At 64.1% G+C, this 15,685-nt stretch carries 9 protein-coding genes; 5 read left to right on the forward strand and 4 right to left on the reverse strand.

All coding sequences use genetic code 11. The features are described from left to right. The first annotated feature begins 5 nt into the window (after positions 1-5). The gene (locus KY495_RS15500) at positions 6-581 is read left to right on the forward strand and encodes a hypothetical protein (protein ID WP_219880287.1); all 576 of its coding nucleotides are present in this window, start codon (positions 6-8) and stop codon (positions 579-581) included. A gap of 39 nt (positions 582-620) precedes the next feature. Here KY495_RS15500 and KY495_RS15505 read toward each other — a convergent pair whose 3' ends face one another. The 4 genes from KY495_RS15505 to cphA (KY495_RS15520) form a co-directional block, all read right to left on the reverse strand. Further along, positions 621-2,051: an aldehyde dehydrogenase family protein gene (locus KY495_RS15505; RefSeq protein ID WP_219880288.1), complete on the reverse strand. Its 1,431-nt coding sequence runs from the start codon at positions 2,049-2,051 to the stop codon at positions 621-623. Between the two features lie 178 nt (positions 2,052-2,229). Beyond that, entirely contained in the window at positions 2,230-5,343 is a 3,114-nt protein-coding gene (pulA, locus tag KY495_RS15510; protein WP_219880289.1) for a pullulanase-type alpha-1,6-glucosidase, read from the reverse strand. A 326-nt stretch (positions 5,344-5,669) separates the two neighbouring features. After that, positions 5,670-8,240 (reverse strand): cyanophycin synthetase, encoded by a 2,571-nt coding sequence (gene cphA / locus KY495_RS15515; protein ID WP_219880290.1) that lies wholly within the window; start codon positions 8,238-8,240, stop codon positions 5,670-5,672. A gap of 93 nt (positions 8,241-8,333) precedes the next feature. Further along, the gene (gene cphA, locus KY495_RS15520) at positions 8,334-10,511 is read right to left on the reverse strand and encodes a cyanophycin synthetase (protein WP_219880291.1); all 2,178 of its coding nucleotides are present in this window, start codon (positions 10,509-10,511) and stop codon (positions 8,334-8,336) included. A gap of 297 nt (positions 10,512-10,808) precedes the next feature. Here cphA (KY495_RS15520) and KY495_RS15525 point away from each other — a divergent pair, with 297 nt between their 5' ends. From KY495_RS15525 to KY495_RS15540, 4 genes are all read left to right on the forward strand, one after another. Then, on the forward strand, positions 10,809-12,971 hold the full coding sequence (locus KY495_RS15525; protein WP_229518633.1) for an ABC transporter ATP-binding protein: 2,163 nt from the start codon (positions 10,809-10,811) through the stop codon (positions 12,969-12,971). Beyond that, positions 12,972-13,442, forward strand: coding sequence for a DUF1854 domain-containing protein (locus tag KY495_RS15530; RefSeq protein ID WP_219880292.1), 471 nt, complete (start codon positions 12,972-12,974; stop codon positions 13,440-13,442). It begins immediately after the preceding gene. A gap of 39 nt (positions 13,443-13,481) precedes the next feature. Beyond that, positions 13,482-13,781: a YciI-like protein gene (locus KY495_RS15535; RefSeq protein ID WP_219880293.1), complete on the forward strand. Its 300-nt coding sequence runs from the start codon at positions 13,482-13,484 to the stop codon at positions 13,779-13,781. Positions 13,782-13,901: 120 nt separating this feature from the next. Further along, positions 13,902-15,683: an ABC transporter ATP-binding protein gene (locus KY495_RS15540; RefSeq protein WP_219880294.1), complete on the forward strand. Its 1,782-nt coding sequence runs from the start codon at positions 13,902-13,904 to the stop codon at positions 15,681-15,683. Positions 15,684-15,685 lie beyond the last annotated feature (2 nt).

The raw sequence follows: 15,685 nt of genomic DNA on the forward strand, positions 1-15,685 counted from the left end.
CAATCATGCTGCGACTATCCTTGTTTACTATGTGCGCCCTGCTGGCGGCGGTCCCCGCATCGGCCGAGAAATTCCGGGATGCCGACCTCAAGGCGCTGGTGCCCCAGATCCGCGCCACCTGCCTCAAGCCGAGCGATCGCCAAAGCTGGATGACGGCCCGGCAGCAGGAAAGCGTCTGCGGCTGCGTGGCCGGGAAGATGCATGCCAGCCTGCGCAAGGCCAGTTTCGTCAACACCAGGGCGCCCACGGCAGCGGACAAGAAAAAGTACATGGCGTTTCAGGATGCCGCGCAGCTGGCCTGTACCCAGCCCGTATTCAGGCAGCAGACCTTGCGCAAGGTGCGGCAGGAATGCGTCGCCAAGGCGCCCGGTATCCCCGTCATGCAGGGTCTGAAGCGCCAGCGCCTGGACAAGGTGTGCGGCTGCGTGTCCGAGCGATATGCCCGCACCTGGACACTGGAACTGGTGGCGAAGTATCCCGATACCCGCTCCACCATGGAAGGCTCGCGCGGCCTGTTTGCAGAATCGATTGCCCTGTGCAACGCGCCGCCCGCACGCAAGACGCCCGCACGCAAGAATTAACGGCGCCCGCAGGCGCCGTCTCGCATCGGCCGGGCTGGCCTAGACGCCGCAGTAGGCCGTTTTCACGGTCGTGAAAAACTCGGCCGCGTAGGTGCCCTGCTCGCGCGAGCCATAGCTCGATCCCTTGCTTCCGCCGAAGGGCACGTGATAGTCCACGCCAGCCGTGGGCACGTTCACCATGACCATGCCGGCCTGCGCGTGGCGCTTGAAGTGGGTGGCGTGCTTGAGCGAGGTGGTGACGATCCCGCTGGACAGGCCAAATTCGCTATCGTTGGCAAGAGCGAGGGCGTGCTCATAGCTGTCAGCCTCGATCACGCTGGCCACCGGGCCAAAAATCTCTTCGCGGCTGATCCGCATGTCGTTGCTGCAGTCCGTGAACAGGGCAGGCTGCAGGAAAAAGCCGGGCGTGGCGCACTCCATTCGCTCGCCGCCCCAGGCCAGGGTCGCTCCTTCATCGCGGCCAATGCGGATGTATTCCAGGTCCTGGTCAAGCTGGCTCTGGTCGACGACTGGGCCGATGTCGATGCCCTCACCAAGAGCGTCGCCCACCTTGAGCGTGGCCAGCTTGTCCTTGACGCCCGCAACGAAAGCGCCGTAGATGTTCTTGCCCACGATGATGCGGCTCGATGCCGTGCAGCGCTGGCCGGTGGAGTAGAACGAACCTTGCACCGCGCAGTTGATGGCGGTAGCCAGGTCGGCGTCGTCGAGCACCACCAGCGGGTTCTTGCCGCCCATTTCAATCTGTACTTTGGCCATGCGTCCAATCGCGGCCTGCGCCACCTTGGCACCGGTGCTCACCGATCCCGTGAAGCTGATCGCGTTCACGCGCCGGTCATTGAGAAAGGCCTGGCCCACCACGCTGCCGCGGCCCATCACCAGGTTGAATACACCATTGGGCAGGCCCGCGCGGCTGATGATTTCGGCCAGCGCCCACGCGCTGCCTGGCACCAGCTCGGCCGGTTTGATCAGCACGCAGTTGCCATAGGCAAGCGCAGGGGCGATTTTCCAGGCCGGGATCGCGATCGGGAAGTTCCATGGCGCGATGATGCCGACCACGCCTACCGGCTCGCGCGTGATCTCGATGTCCAGGTTGGGCCGCACCGAAGGCAGCTTGTCGCCACGCAGGCGCAGGCATTCCTGGGCGAAGAATTTGAAGATGGCGCCGGCGCGCGCCACTTCGCCTATGCCTTCCACGCGTGTCTTGCCTTCTTCGCGCGAGAGCAGTGTGCCCAGTTCTTCCTTGCGGGCGATGATTTCGGTGCCGATCCTGTCCAGCGCGTCGGCACGGACCTGGATGTTCGACAGGGCCCAGCCGGGAGCGGCGGCGGCAGCGGCGGCAATGGCCATCTCGGCCTGCTGGGCGTCGGCCTGCGCATAGTGGCCGATGATGTCGGCGGTGTTGGAAGGATTGATGTTGGCCGACGACGTGGCGCCGTCCACCCAGGCGCCGTTGATGTAATTCTGTTTCATGGCTCTCGCTTGGCTATTTGAGAAAAACGAGAGCTTACCACTGACGCCGTCATGCGGCCATGGGACTGTCTGCCCTGTGCCGATTTGGTGACTGAAGGCCGGGCAGGCCGCGCAGCCGCCGGGCGAAAAAAAAGCCGCCTGAAGGAGCAGGCGGCCCAAGAACGGATAACTTTTCTTGTTAGTTCGAACGCTGCACGAAGACCACGGTAGTGCGGGCCGGGATGGTGAAGGTGCCGCTGGCCATGTGGAACTTCGAGGTGCGGGCGACCGGGTCACCTGTCGAATTGATATGGACCGGGTGCAGGCTCAGTTTGTAGCCGCGCAGTTCCGGCACCGGTACCTGGCGCGCCACCTTGTCGGCATTGAACATGACGGTGATGGTCTTGTATTTGGCGTGCTGGTAGCCGCGCCCTTCGAGATGCATGGCGATCACGCCAGGAACCTGGTCCGGCCCCACGTTGAAGAACTTCACGCGCTCGGTCACGTCGGCGGCGGTACGCAGGCGGAACAGCGAGCTGTCGTTGCGGATCTTGAGCAGGTCAATGAAGTAGTCACGCGCCTGAATGATGGCCGCGCTGTCCGGCTTGATCAGGGGGTTCACCAGGATTGGCGAGATGAACTCGTAGTTGGCCCCGTTCACGCCCTGCATCGGCATGCCCACGCCGAAGTTATTGGACTGGTAGGAGTAGTCAAGCTTGTTGAACCAGTCGCCTGCATTGTAGCTGTCGCGGTCCATCGACTTCGAGCGCAGGATTTCCTGGCCCGCGTGGAAGAAGGGAATACCCTGCGACAGCATGTTGATGGCCGTGCCCAGGTTCTGCACACGAACGCGCTCGGCCAGGCTGGTCGATTGCGGCAGCTTGTAGGCGTTGAGATCGAAGAGGGTCTGGTTGTCGTGCGCTTCGACGTAGTTGATGGTCTCCTGCGGGCTGGCCGAGAAGCCGGCACGCTGGCCGAAGTAGTCGATCTCGCTGCTCTTGCGCAGTACGCCGAAACGGTCGGTGAAGCTGTAGTCGCGCAGGGTGCCGGACAGGCCCACCTTGACCAGGTCACCTAAGCGCAGCAGGTCGTCCTTGGACTGATTGCTCATGGCGTTCGGATCGTAATACGCGCCATTGATGAAGCCCTGCTGGCCAACCAATGCCTGGCCACTGTCGCAGCAGCCGCCACCGCGCACTGCATCGCGCAGGCGGTCGTTGAAGGAGCCGATGCCGGTGCCGAACATGTTGGCCTGGCGTGCCTGCACGAAGCGGGCGTCGTTGCCGACGGTGCCGAAGTTCCAGGCTTCGCCATACAGATAGATGTCGCGGCCGGCGGCAGCATCGACTTCGGTCTTCAGGCGGGTGAGCACCGACAGCGGAGCCATGCCCATGATGTCGAAGCGGAAGCTGTCAACCTTGTAGTCACGGGCCCAGGTGGCGACCGAGTCCACCATCAGCTTGGCCATCATGGCGTTTTCGGCGGCGGTGTCGGCGCAGCAGCTGTCGTTGAGGATGGCGCCGCTGGCGTTGAGGCGGTAGTAATAGGTCGGTACGATCTTGTCCAGCACCGACAGCGGGCCTTGCTGCGAGCCGCTGGTGTGGTTGTAGACCACGTCCATGACCACGCTCAGCTTTTGCTCGTGCAGCGATTTGACCATCGAACGGAATTCGCGCACGCGCACTGCGCCGTCGTTGGCATTGGTGGCGAAGCTGCCGTCAGGCGCGGTGTAATGCACCGGGTCGTAGCCCCAGTTGAAGCAGTCGCTGTTCTCGGTGGCGGCGACCGCTGCCTGCTGCTCGGTCGAATTGGCGGCGGCGTTGGGGATGGCCGGCGTGACGCATCCGGTTTCGTCAACGCTGGCAATGTCGAAACTTGGCAGCAGGTGGATGTGGGTCATGCCGGCCTTCTGCAGGGAACGCAGGTGGCGCATGCCGTTCGATTCCAGGTTGGTAAAGGCCATGAACTTGCCGCGGTGGCTTTCCGGTACCGTCATGTCGCTGGCGCTGAAGTCGCGTACCTGCAGCTCGTACAGCGAGATGTCGGTGGGGTGGTCCAGCCTTGGCGTTTCGTGGCTGTCCCAGCCAGCCGGCTTGAGGGCGGGGCTGTCGAGGTTGGCGACAAAACTGCGCTTGCCGTTGGCGTTCAGGCTCAGCGAATACGGATCGGTCACCACGTTGTTTACCAGGGCGTTGCTGGCCCAGCGCGAGATCACGTTGACGTTGTACGTGTAGTAGGCGCGGTTGGTCCAGCTGGCGTCCGGGGCGCGCAACGACCATACGCCGCTGGCGGCATCGCGCGCCATTGGGTAGGTGACAGCGCTGGCAGTGTTCGCATCCGCGTAGATATTGAGCGACACCGATTTGGCCGTTGGCGCCCACAGGCGGAAGGTCGGCACGCCGGCGGCATCGAAGGTGGCGCCAAGTTTTGCGTTGGCGGCAGCACCTGCGAACAGCGAATCGAGCATGCCGGCATGCTGCAGCGAAGTCACCTGCAGCAGGGCGCCGGACGCGTCGAACTGGGCGATGGCAAACTGGCCGGTGACCTTGTCGGCCAGCGAGGCCGCGTCGGCTGCCGACAGGGTCAATGCCGTGTTCGCTGCCAGGTGCGGGAAGGCCGTCTTGAGCGCGTCGGACAGCTGGCCGCCGGAGGCCAGGGTAAAGCTGCCGTCGGCGCCGGTGACGCCTTCGGCCGAGGAGCTGATGCCGCCATTGGCAGCGTAATACAGCTTGTAGGTGCTGGTGGCGGGAGTGCCCGGCCACACCAGGGTGTTGGCCGACAGCCAGTGCGCCTTGGCTTCCGAGAGGTTGCCGAAGATGATCGCAGGCGGGGCGTTGTAGATACGGCAGTCGCCTTCCAGCATCCAGATTTCCTGGCCGCGAGCGGCGATGTCGGCGGCAAAGTCCAGGCCCTGGTCGTTGCCGCAGTTTTTGTTACCGTAGCCGTCGGTGACGAGAAACCAGATGCTGCTCTTGGCGGTGTCGATGGGGATGTCGACGTAGCCGCCAAAGGAATCGGTGCCGGTCATCATGAAGCGGCCGCTGATCCATGCCGGGCTCGGGTTGACGGGACCCCACCACGAATACACGCCCCATTCGGCTTCGTCGCGCTGGGCGCGGCGAAAGTGCATGCGCACGGTGGCTGGCGCTACCGCGGGCACGGAGGCGACGGTAGTGGCCAGGGTACGCGGCTGGGCGGCCTGGGATGAATCGGTAGTGCTGCTGTCACCGCCGCAAGCGGCGAGCAGGGCGGCGCTCGCGCCAGCGGCAAAGATCAGCCGCAGGCGTGAAGTAATACTACGTACGCTACGCATGGAAAGACTCCTCGAAGAGTGATTGGCAAGCGGCGTCCTGTCCTTGATCGTTCGTTTTTGTGACGCCGCCGCTGGGAATGAAGATCCCCTGCATGTAATATTACTACACATCATTTTGAGTTCGGGTGAGTGTTGTAAAAATATGATTTCCGCATGGCATCACAGAAACGCGCTGCGACAGGCGCAGGCAGTGGAAACGGGGCACGGGAAAGGGGGCGGCACAGCAGCATGGCTGTGACCGGGCAAGTCCGGGTGGCTTGCGGGCCACGCGGAAGCGCTCATGCGGCGCAGGAGGAAGGGGCACGTCCGCGCGGGACGTGCGTGGTTCAGCCTTGGGCGATACGCTTGGCGATATGGGCCAGCGCTTCTTCTACCTGATCAATCAGGATCAGGCACAGGTCGCCGTCCTGCAGGCGGGCCAGGGCGGTGTCGATGGCGACGAATTCGCCATTGATTTCGTCGATGTGGGTGGTACGGCTGGCGCCCTCCAGTCCCTGGCGCAGCAGGCCGATCACTTCACCATCGGCGCGGCCGCGCTGGCACTGGTCCTGGTACAGCAGCACATCATCAAAGGCGGCTCCCAGGATTTCAGTCTGCTGGCGGATGTCGACGTCGCGGCGGTCGCCCGCACCGCTGATCACCACCAGGCGGCGCCGGGCCGGCATGTTCTGCACCGCGCCAACCAGGGCGATGATCGCATCCGGATTGTGGCCATAATCGGCAATCACGGTGGCGCCGCGATAGCTGAACACATTGAAGCGCCCGGGTGCATTGTCGCTCTCGCCCTTGAAGTTTGCCAGGCCCGCGCAGATGCGCTCCCACGGCAGGCCCACGGCCCAGGCGGCCGCTACGGAAGCCATGACGTTTTCGACCTGGAAGCCTACCGTGCCGCCGCGGGTGATGGGAATGTCGGCCAGCGCAATCTCGCGTACGATCCCGCCCTCGGCCGCCACCAGCATGGCGCCGTCGACGTACACCACGCGCTGTCCTTGTGCGCGGTGGGTAGACATGATGGGATGGTCGATGTCGGCTGCGAAGAAGGTCACCGCGCCGCGGCAGTTGGCCGCCATCGCTGCCACTACGGGATCGGCCGCATTGAGCACGGCCATCCCGCCATCGGCCACATTTTGCACGATGACGCGTTTGAGCACGGCCAGGTCTTCCAGCGTGGTGATGTAGTTCAGCCCCAGATGGTCGCCCGAGCCGATGTTGGTCACAACGGCCACCTGGCAGCGGTCAAAGGCCAGCCCTTCGCGCAGCATGCCGCCGCGCGCGGTTTCAAATACCGCCGCGTCCACGTCCGGATGGAGCAGGACGTTGCGGGCGCTGCGCGGTCCGCTGCAGTCGCCGCTGTCGATCCTGCGCCCTTCAATGTACACGCCGTCGGTATTGGTCATGCCGGTGCGCAGCCCGGCGGCCGTAAGCAGGTGGGCAATCAGGCGCACCGTGGTGGTTTTGCCGTTGGTGCCGGTGACGGCAACGACCGGAATGCGGCCATCATCGCCCTCGTTGAACAGGGTCGAGATGATCGCTTCGCCCACCGCACGGCCCTTGCCGAATGATGGCGACAGGTGCATGCGCAGGCCCGGGGCGGCATTGACTTCCACGATGCCGCCGTTTTGCTCTTCGATCGGCTTGAGCACGCTGTCGCACACCAGGTCCACGCCGCAGATGTCCAGGCCCACCATGTGGGCGGCGGCGATGGCACGCGCGGCCACTTCCGGGTGGACGTCGTCGGTGACGTCGGTGGCGGCCCCGCCCGTGGACAGGTTGGCATTGTTGCGCAGGATGACGCGCTCGCCCTTGGCCGGCACGGATTCGGCCACGTAGCCCTGGTTGGCCAGGCTTGCAAGCGCAATGTCGTCGAAGCGGATCTTGGTCAGGGAGGTGGCATGGCCATTGCCGCGGCGCGGGTCGAGATTGACCTGGTCGACCAGCTCGCGCACGGTGTGCAGGCCATCGCCCACGACGGTGGGCGGATCGCGCCGCGCCGCTGCAATGAGCTTGTTGCCAATGACCAGCAGGCGGAAGTCGTTACCGGGAAGGTAGCGCTCGACCAGGATGTTGTCGCGGAATTCAGCGGCGGCCGCGTAGCCGGCATCGAGCTGCTCGCGCGTGGTGATGTTGACGGTGACACCCTTGCCCTGATTGCCATCCTTTGGCTTGATCACCACCGGCAGGCCGATTTCCAGCGCCGCCGCCCACGCGTCGTCCGGGCCGGAGACGGTGCGGCCCATCGGCACCGGTACACCGGCTGCGTGCAGCAGCTTCTTGGTCAGCTCCTTGTCCTGGGCGATCGCTTCGGCAATGGCGCCGGTGCGGTCGATTTCGGCGGCCTGGATCCTGCGCTGGCGGCTGCCCCAGCCGAACGTGACCAGGCTGCCGTTGGTCAGGCGCCGGAACGGGATGTTGCGGGCCAGGGCGGCCTGCACGATGGCGCCGGTGGAAGGGCCGAGGCGCACGTCTTCATCGAGCTCGCGCAGTTCGCTCAGGGCCGCTGCCAGGTCGAACGCGGTGTCGGCGGCGGCACTGGCGCACAGTGCTTGTGCCATTTCCATGGCGCGGCGGCCGACCGCTTCCTCGGAATATTCCACTACAACCTGGAAGATGCCCGGTTCCAGCGTGGCCGTGGTATTACTGAAGGTGACGGGGCACCCGGCCTGCGCCTGCAGGCCCAGGGCCGCCAGTTCCAGCACGTGCGCCATGGGAATGGTGTCGTCGTGGCCGGTGGGCTGGAACGGCCCCATGTCCGGGAAGCGCTCGCGCAGGCGAGCCTCGAAGCCGGGCATGTTGCCGACGCATCCTTCCTGCGCGGTGCAGGCGACAACTGCCTCGATCGAGGTGTGGTGGCTCCAGAGGTTAGGGCCACGCAAGGCCCTGACGCGAGATACTTCCATAAACCGTTCATCCTATGAGGGTAAGGCCCACCGCATACCGGTGCTGCCCGCGCCTGGCTTGCCGCCGGGCGTACTAATCTTGACCAGCGCGCTTTATCGGTTGGGCGCCCTGGCGCGCGGATCGAAGGAACGCAGGCCGGCGCCGATCAGGTCCAACGGCACACCGAGCGCCCACGTAGCCGCCACTGCTGCCAGCAGGCTGTCGGGATGCTCGATCACGCCGGGCTTGAGGCTCGCCAGGCTCAGAATGACCGTGTCGCTGCCGCCTTCTATCACCACCAGCTTGCCGTCATGGAGAGTGACCGCCTTGCCGCCTGCGCCTGTGTGCGCCGAGAGCACGGGCAGCGCCGGGTCGAGGCCATAGAAGATCACTTCGCCATCGCACAATTCGGACAGGGCGGCCACCGCAGCATTGGCTGCGTTGAGCACCGCCACGCCCTGGTCGGCAATGACATCGACCTGGGTGCGCACCACGTTGGCCATGGCGTCGGCGTCGTGGATGTAGAATTCGCCCAGCTGCTCAAAGCCGTCCATGTCGGTGACGACGCCGACGCTGCACTTGTCGTAGGCCAGGCCTTCGGCCAGGATCATGCGCGCATTGCTCTCAAAGACGGCCGCCTGCACGGTGCGATTGATCAAGAGGCGCTGGCCTGCTTCCCAGTTGACGGCATTGGCCGCCGTGACCAGGCGCTGATCGAGGAACAGGCCTTCCGAGCTGACCACGCCAGTATGCTTGCCGGTCAGGTGCACCAGGCAGCCCACCAGCTTGGCGATGAGCGCCGTGCCCCGGCTGCCGGTGATGCCGACGATGGGTATGCGGCCGCTTTCCGCCTGGCCGAACAGGTGACCCACGATGGCCGCGCCAATCGGACGAGGTTCGCCCGCGGCCGGTTTGATGTGCGCGAGCAGCCCGGGACTGGCGTTGACTTCGATGATCGCGCCGCGCTGCTCGCTCAGTGGCCGGGTGATGTCTTCGGCCACCAGGTCCACGCCCGCAATGTCCAGGCCAACCACGCGCGCGGCCAGTGCCGCGGCCTGGGCGATGGAAGGATGGACCTTGTCGGTGACGTCAATGGCGACGTTGCCGTTGGGCTGGATCAGCACCTTCTGGCCCGCCTGCGGCACCGAGTAGGCGGTCAGACCCTGGCGTTCGAGCTCCAGGATGATTTCGGCCCCGTGCTGCGGCGCGAGCGCGTTCAAGGGCGCGTCTTCGGTGGTGCCGCGGCGCGGGTCGGTGTTGATCTGGCTGTCCACCAGGTCGATGATGTTGCCCACGCCGTCGCCCGTTACCCACAGCGATTCGCCCTTGGCCGCGGCCACCAGCTGCGAGCCCACCACCAGCAGGCGATGCTCGTCGCCGGCGATGTAGCGTTCCACAATCACCGCTTCGCTGTCGCCCTTGCGCGCGGCCAGGTGGTAAGCCTTGACCACGTCGGCCTCGGTCATGAGGTTGAGCGACACTCCGCGTCCGTGGTTGCCGTCGTAAGGTTTGACCACCACCGGCAGGCCGATGTCCTGGGCTTCTTCCCACGCCTCGGCGGCGCTGCGTACCAGCGCGCCTTCCGGCACCGGTACCCCGCATGCCTGCAGCAGCGTCTTGGTAAGGTCTTTGTCAGAGGCAATCGATTCGGCAATCGCACTGGTACGGTCGGTTTCGGCCGTCCAGATGCGGCGCTGCGCGGCGCCGTGGCCGAGCTGCACCAGGTTGCCGTCAGTGAGGCGCAGGTGCGGAATGCGGCGCTCGGTGGCCGCTTCCACAATATGGTTGGTGGAAGGACCCATGCAATGGTCGTCCACCTTTTCCTTGAGTGCGGCCACGGTGGCGGCCAGGTCGAACGGGGTGTCGTCGATGGCCGCCATCAGCAGCGCGCGGCCCGCCTCAAGCGCGGCGCGGCCCACATGCTCCTCGCGCGTGCGAAAGGCCATCTTGTATACGCCAATGTCGCCGGTGGAACGGGTCTTGCCGAAACCGGTGCGCATGCCGGCCAGGTTTTGCAGCTCCAGCACCACGTGTTCCAGCACATGGCCCGACCAGGTACCTTCCTTGAGACGCTCCAGGAAGCCGCCCCGTTCGCCCACCCCGCAGCGATGCTCGATCAGGCCCGGCAGCCAGGCCACCAGCCGCTCGTACAGGCCCGGCAGTTTGTTGGACGGAAAGTCTTCCAGCAAGCCGATATCGAGCCACGCTTCGATCACGGGGCGGTAGGTCCAGATGTTCGGCCCACGCAGGTGCGTCACGCGCAGGAAATCGATTGCTTTCTTCTTTGTCATTAGATTATTTCTTGATAACAGCGACTGTCACGGTGGTAGCCGCACGGTCTCCGCGCGCCCAAATTGCAGCCTGTCATGTTGTATACTTGCCCTACCGAAGCTTACCGCGCCAAACCAATTTCTGCCAGTATCGAATCCCGGATTGCCTGCCGGGGCATGGCTTACTTTCCCCAGACGATGACATCTACACAATTAATTTCTTCTTCGACAGCTGCCCCCGTGCTCATTTCCTTGTCCGAGGAATGGCAGGCACAAGTCGCGCAGCAGCTTGCTCCGGGGGAAAACGTTCTGGGTGGCATGCAGGTTGACCTTGATGCCCGCCTGCGGTTTAAAAAAGGGATGCTGGTCGTCACCGACCGCCGGCTGCTGGCCCTCGATGCCGGGCAGTCCGCGTGGCAGACGTTTTCATTCCGGCCGGGCCTCGCGCTGCGCCACCACGATCATGCCGGCGTCGGTCACCTGGAACTGTTTGATGACCATGGCCGGCTTGGCGCCTGGCGCTTCACGCTGGGCCAGAACCTGCAAGCGATCCGGCTGCTGGACCATTTTCGCGAGCAGCTTGAAAGCCATCTGACCGGCCGGCCGGTGCACGTGCCCGAGCACCATGTCTGCCCGAGCTGCAAGGCGCCGCTGGCACCGGACGAAGAAGAATGCCCGATCTGCACCAAGGTCCTGTACACGCCGCCGTCCACCTGGACCCTGCTGCGCCTGTGGCGTTTCGCCAAACCGTACAAGTGGCAGCTGGCGCTGGGCTTTTTCCTCATGCTGGCCAGTACCGCGGCGCACATGATCCCGCCCTATCTCACCATGCCGCTGATGGACAATGTCCTGATCCCGTTCCAGAACGGTGAGCAGGTCAATGAACGGCTGGTGTGGCTGTACATGAGCGGCCTGTTTGGCGCGGCGGTGCTGGCCTGGGGGCTCGGGTGGGGCAAGACCTACATCCTGGCACTGGTGTCGGAACGGATGGGGGCCGACCTGCGTTCGGCCACGTATGAACACTTGATGAAGCTGTCGCTTGAATTTTTTGGCGGCAAGCGCACAGGTGATCTGATGTCGCGCATCGGCAGCGGCAGCGACCGCATTTGCGTGTTCCTGTCGCTGCACCTGCTCGACTTTGCCTCCGACGTCCTGATGATCATCATGACCGGCGTGATCCTGTGTTCGATCAATCCGTGGCTGGCCGTGATCACGCTGGTGCCGCTGCCTTTCATCGCCTGGATGATCCACATCGTGCGCGACCGCCTGCGCACCGGCTTTGAAAAGATCGACCGCGTGTGGGGCGAGGTCACCAACGTGCTGGCCGATACCATCCCCGGTATCCGCGTGGTCAAGGCGTTTGCCCAGGAAAAGCGCGAAGCGACGCGGTTTCGCGAAGCCAACCGCCATAACCTGGCCGTCAACGACAAGCTCAATCGCGTCTGGTCGCTGTTCTCGCCAACGGTATCGTTCTTGACCGAACTGGGGTTGCTGGTGGTGTGGGTATTCGGTATCTGGCTGGTGTCGAGCAACGACATCACGGTCGGCGTGCTGACCCTGTTCATCACGTACAGCAGCCGCTTTTATGGGCGACTTGATTCCATGAGCCGCATCGTGTCGGTGACGCAGAAGTCGGCGTCGGCGGCCAAGCGCATCTTCGACATTCTCGACCACGTATCGAGCGTGCCGGAACCGGTCAACCCGGTAAAGCTGGACAAGATCGAAGGGCGCATCGACCTGCGCGAAGTGGGTTTCCGGTATGGCAACCGCGCTGTCAACCGCGGCATTTCACTCAATATCAGGGCCGGTGAATTCGTGGGCCTGGTCGGTCACAGCGGCTCGGGCAAGAGCACCCTGGTCAACCTGATCTGCCGCTTCTACGATGTGAGCGAGGGCGCGATCCTGCTCGACGGCGTCGACATCCGCTCGTTCGCGGTGTCGGACTACCGCCGCAACATCGGACTGGTGCTGCAGGAGCCGTTCCTGTTCTTTGGCACGATTGCCGAAAATATCGCTTACGGCAAGCCGGGTGCCACGCGCGAAGAAATCATCGCCTCGGCGCGCGCGGCCCATGCTCATGAATTCATTCTGCGCCTGCCGCAGGGTTACGATTCGATGGTGGGAGAACGGGGTCAGGGCCTGTCGGGTGGCGAGCGCCAGCGCATCTCGATTGCACGCGCGCTGCTGATCGACCCGCGCATCCTGATCATGGATGAAGCCACGTCGTCGGTGGACTCGGAAACGGAAAAGGAAATCCAGAAGGCGCTCGACAACCTGGTGCAGGGCCGCACCACGATCGCCATTGCGCACCGCCTGTCGACGCTGCACCGGGCCGACCGCCTGGTGGTGCTGGACCGCGGCGTGGTGATGGAAGAGGGCAGCCACGACGAGCTGATGGCGCGCGAGGGCGCCTACTTCCGGCTATACGAAGCGCAGGCGCGCAACGTGGATACCGACATGGACGACAAGGACGAAGACTAGATGGCAGAGACGAATTTTCAGCTGGTGCGCAACAGCTTTGGCAGGCTGGTGCTGACCAACAGCGCCGGCGAAGTATTCGAGGGCGTGTCGCCGGTGCGCGCGTTCCCGATCCAGTCGCCCGACAACGGCATCTCGCTGGTGCTGGGCGATGGCAAGGAAGTGGCCTGGATCGACGAGCTGGCCGCGCTGCCGGCCCAGGTGCGCGAGTTGGTGCACGAAGAACTGGAAGGGCGCGAATTCATGCCCGAAATTATCCGGGTCAAGGATGTGAGCAGCTTTGCCACGCCCTGCACCTGGTATGTCGATACCGATCGTGGCAGCACCGAATTCACCCTCAAGGGTGAAGAAGACATTCGCCGCATCGGCGCCGCTTCGCTGCTGGTGGCCGACAACCACGGCATCAATTTCCTGATCCGGGACATGTTCACGATCGACAAGCACACGCGCCGCATCCTCGACCGCTTCCTGTGATGCCGGCCTTACGTTGCTCACGCTATTAACGGAGAAACTATGCATTACCTGTTGTGCTATGAGCTGGCCGACGATTACCTCGAACGCCGCGGCCAATACCGCGACGAGCACCTGCGCCTGGCCTGGGAAGCGCAGGAACGCGGCGAAATCGTGCTGGCCGGCGCGCTGCCCGATCCCTTCGACAAGGCCATGCTGCTGTTCCAGGGCGACTCGCCCGAGGCGGCCGAGCGCTTCGCCAGGAACGATCCTTACGTGAAGCACGCTCTGGTGACGGCTTACCGGGTGCGCCTGTGGAACACGGTGGTGGGCGACCTGGCCGCCACGCCGGTCCGTCCCTGATCGAAGCTGGCGGGCCTGTTCGCCAAGGCCTGCCCCCGATGCTTCGGCGTGGCCGCGCTGGCGGGCGTCGCCATCGCGCACGGATTGTTATGATCGGTTTTCCGCAAGCCTGGAACCGTGATGCGCATTCTCTGGAGTTATCTGCGGCCGCACTGGCCGCTCGGATTGCTGGCGCTGCTGCTGGCAACTGTCAGCCAGGTGCTGGCCCTGGTCGACCCCATCATCTTTGGCTGGATCATCGATGATTACGCCATCAACCGCGGCACCAAAAGCGATCAGGAGCTGGTGGCCGGGGTGCTGCGGCTGCTGGGCCTTGCGGTGCTGGTGGCGGTGCTCTCGCGCGCGGCCAAGGCGCTGCAGGAATATGTCACGCGCCTGATGGTGCAAAAGCTCGGTACCCAGATGTTCGACGATGGCGTGCGCCAGGTGCTGCGCCTGCGCTTCCAGGAGTTCGAGGACCTGCGCAGCGGCGAGACCCTGTCGCTGCTGCAGAAGGTGCGCATCGACTGCGAACGCGTGATCAATGCCTTCATCAACACCCTCTTCGCGGCGCTGGTCGGGATCAGCTTTCTGACCTGGTACGCGCTGGCGCGCCACTGGCTTTTGGTGCCCGTGTTTTTGGTGGGCGTGCTGGTCATGGGCAGCCTGACGGGCATCCTGAGCCGCGAAATCAAGGGTCAGCAGCGTTCCATCATGCGCGAGACCAACCGCAACTCCGGCTTCATCACGGAGTCGTTTCGCAACGTGGAGCTGATCAAGAGCCTGGGCCTGACGTATCCTGAAATCCGGCGCCTGCAGGCGCAAACTGCCGCCATCTTCAGCCTGGAAATGCGCAAGGTCAAGCGCATCCGTCTGCTCTCGTTCCTGCAGGGTACCACCCTGAGCCTGCTGAAACTGTCGATCCTGTTCGCGCTCCTGTGGCTGATTTTCCGCGACGTGCTCACTACCGGTGAACTCATCGCCATGCAATTCATTTCGGTGGCGATTTTTGCCCCCTTGCAGGAGCTGGGCAACATCATCATTGCCTGGCGCGAGGCTGATGCTTCGCTTGCCAATTTTGCCGCCCTCATGGCCAAGCCGGTGGAACGGCGGCCCGCAGAGCCGGTCGACATCGGGCCGGTCACCACGCTACGTTTCAGTCATGTGACCTTTCGCCACAAGGGGGCCAGCGACGATGCGGTGCATGACGTGTCGTTCGAGGCCGCGCTTGGCGACACCATCGCCTTTGTGGGGCCGTCCGGCTCCGGCAAGTCGACCCTGGTCAAGCTGCTGGTCGGGCTGTATCAGCCGGCAGCGGGCGGGGTGTTCTATAACGATATGCCCACGGACGACTTCCGCTACAACCTGGTGCGGCGCCAGATTGGCCTGGTCACCCAGCAGACCCACCTGTTCGCCGGTACCATCCGCGAAAACATCTGCTTCGTCAAGCCCGATGCCACCGATGCCGACGTGGTGCGGGCCATGGAGCAGGCAGCCTGCGCCTACCTGCTGGACAAGTCGCCGCTGGGACTCGATACCGTCATTGGCGAAATGGGCATGAAGCTCTCGGGCGGCGAGCGCCAGCGCCTGGCCATCGCCCGCGCGCTGATCCGCAAGCCACCCCTGCTCATTTTCGACGAAGCCACGTCGGCCCTTGATTCACTCACCGAAGAACAGGTCAGCAGCACGGTACGCAGCATTTCGCGCCACGGGAGTCAGATCACCATCCTGATTGCGCACCGCCTGTCGACAATCATGCATGCCAACACCATTGTGGTGCTCGAAAAGGGCCGCATTGTGGAGCAGGGGACCCATGCCGACCTGCTGGCCCAGAAGGGCCTCTACTTTGCCATGTGGCGCCAGCAAATCGGTGAGCGGCCCGCGCCGCAGCCTGCCCATGCAGTTGACGACACGCTTGATTAGTC

Source organism: Massilia sp. PAMC28688 (assembly GCF_019443445.1).
Taxonomy (GTDB): domain Bacteria; phylum Pseudomonadota; class Gammaproteobacteria; order Burkholderiales; family Burkholderiaceae_D; genus Telluria_A.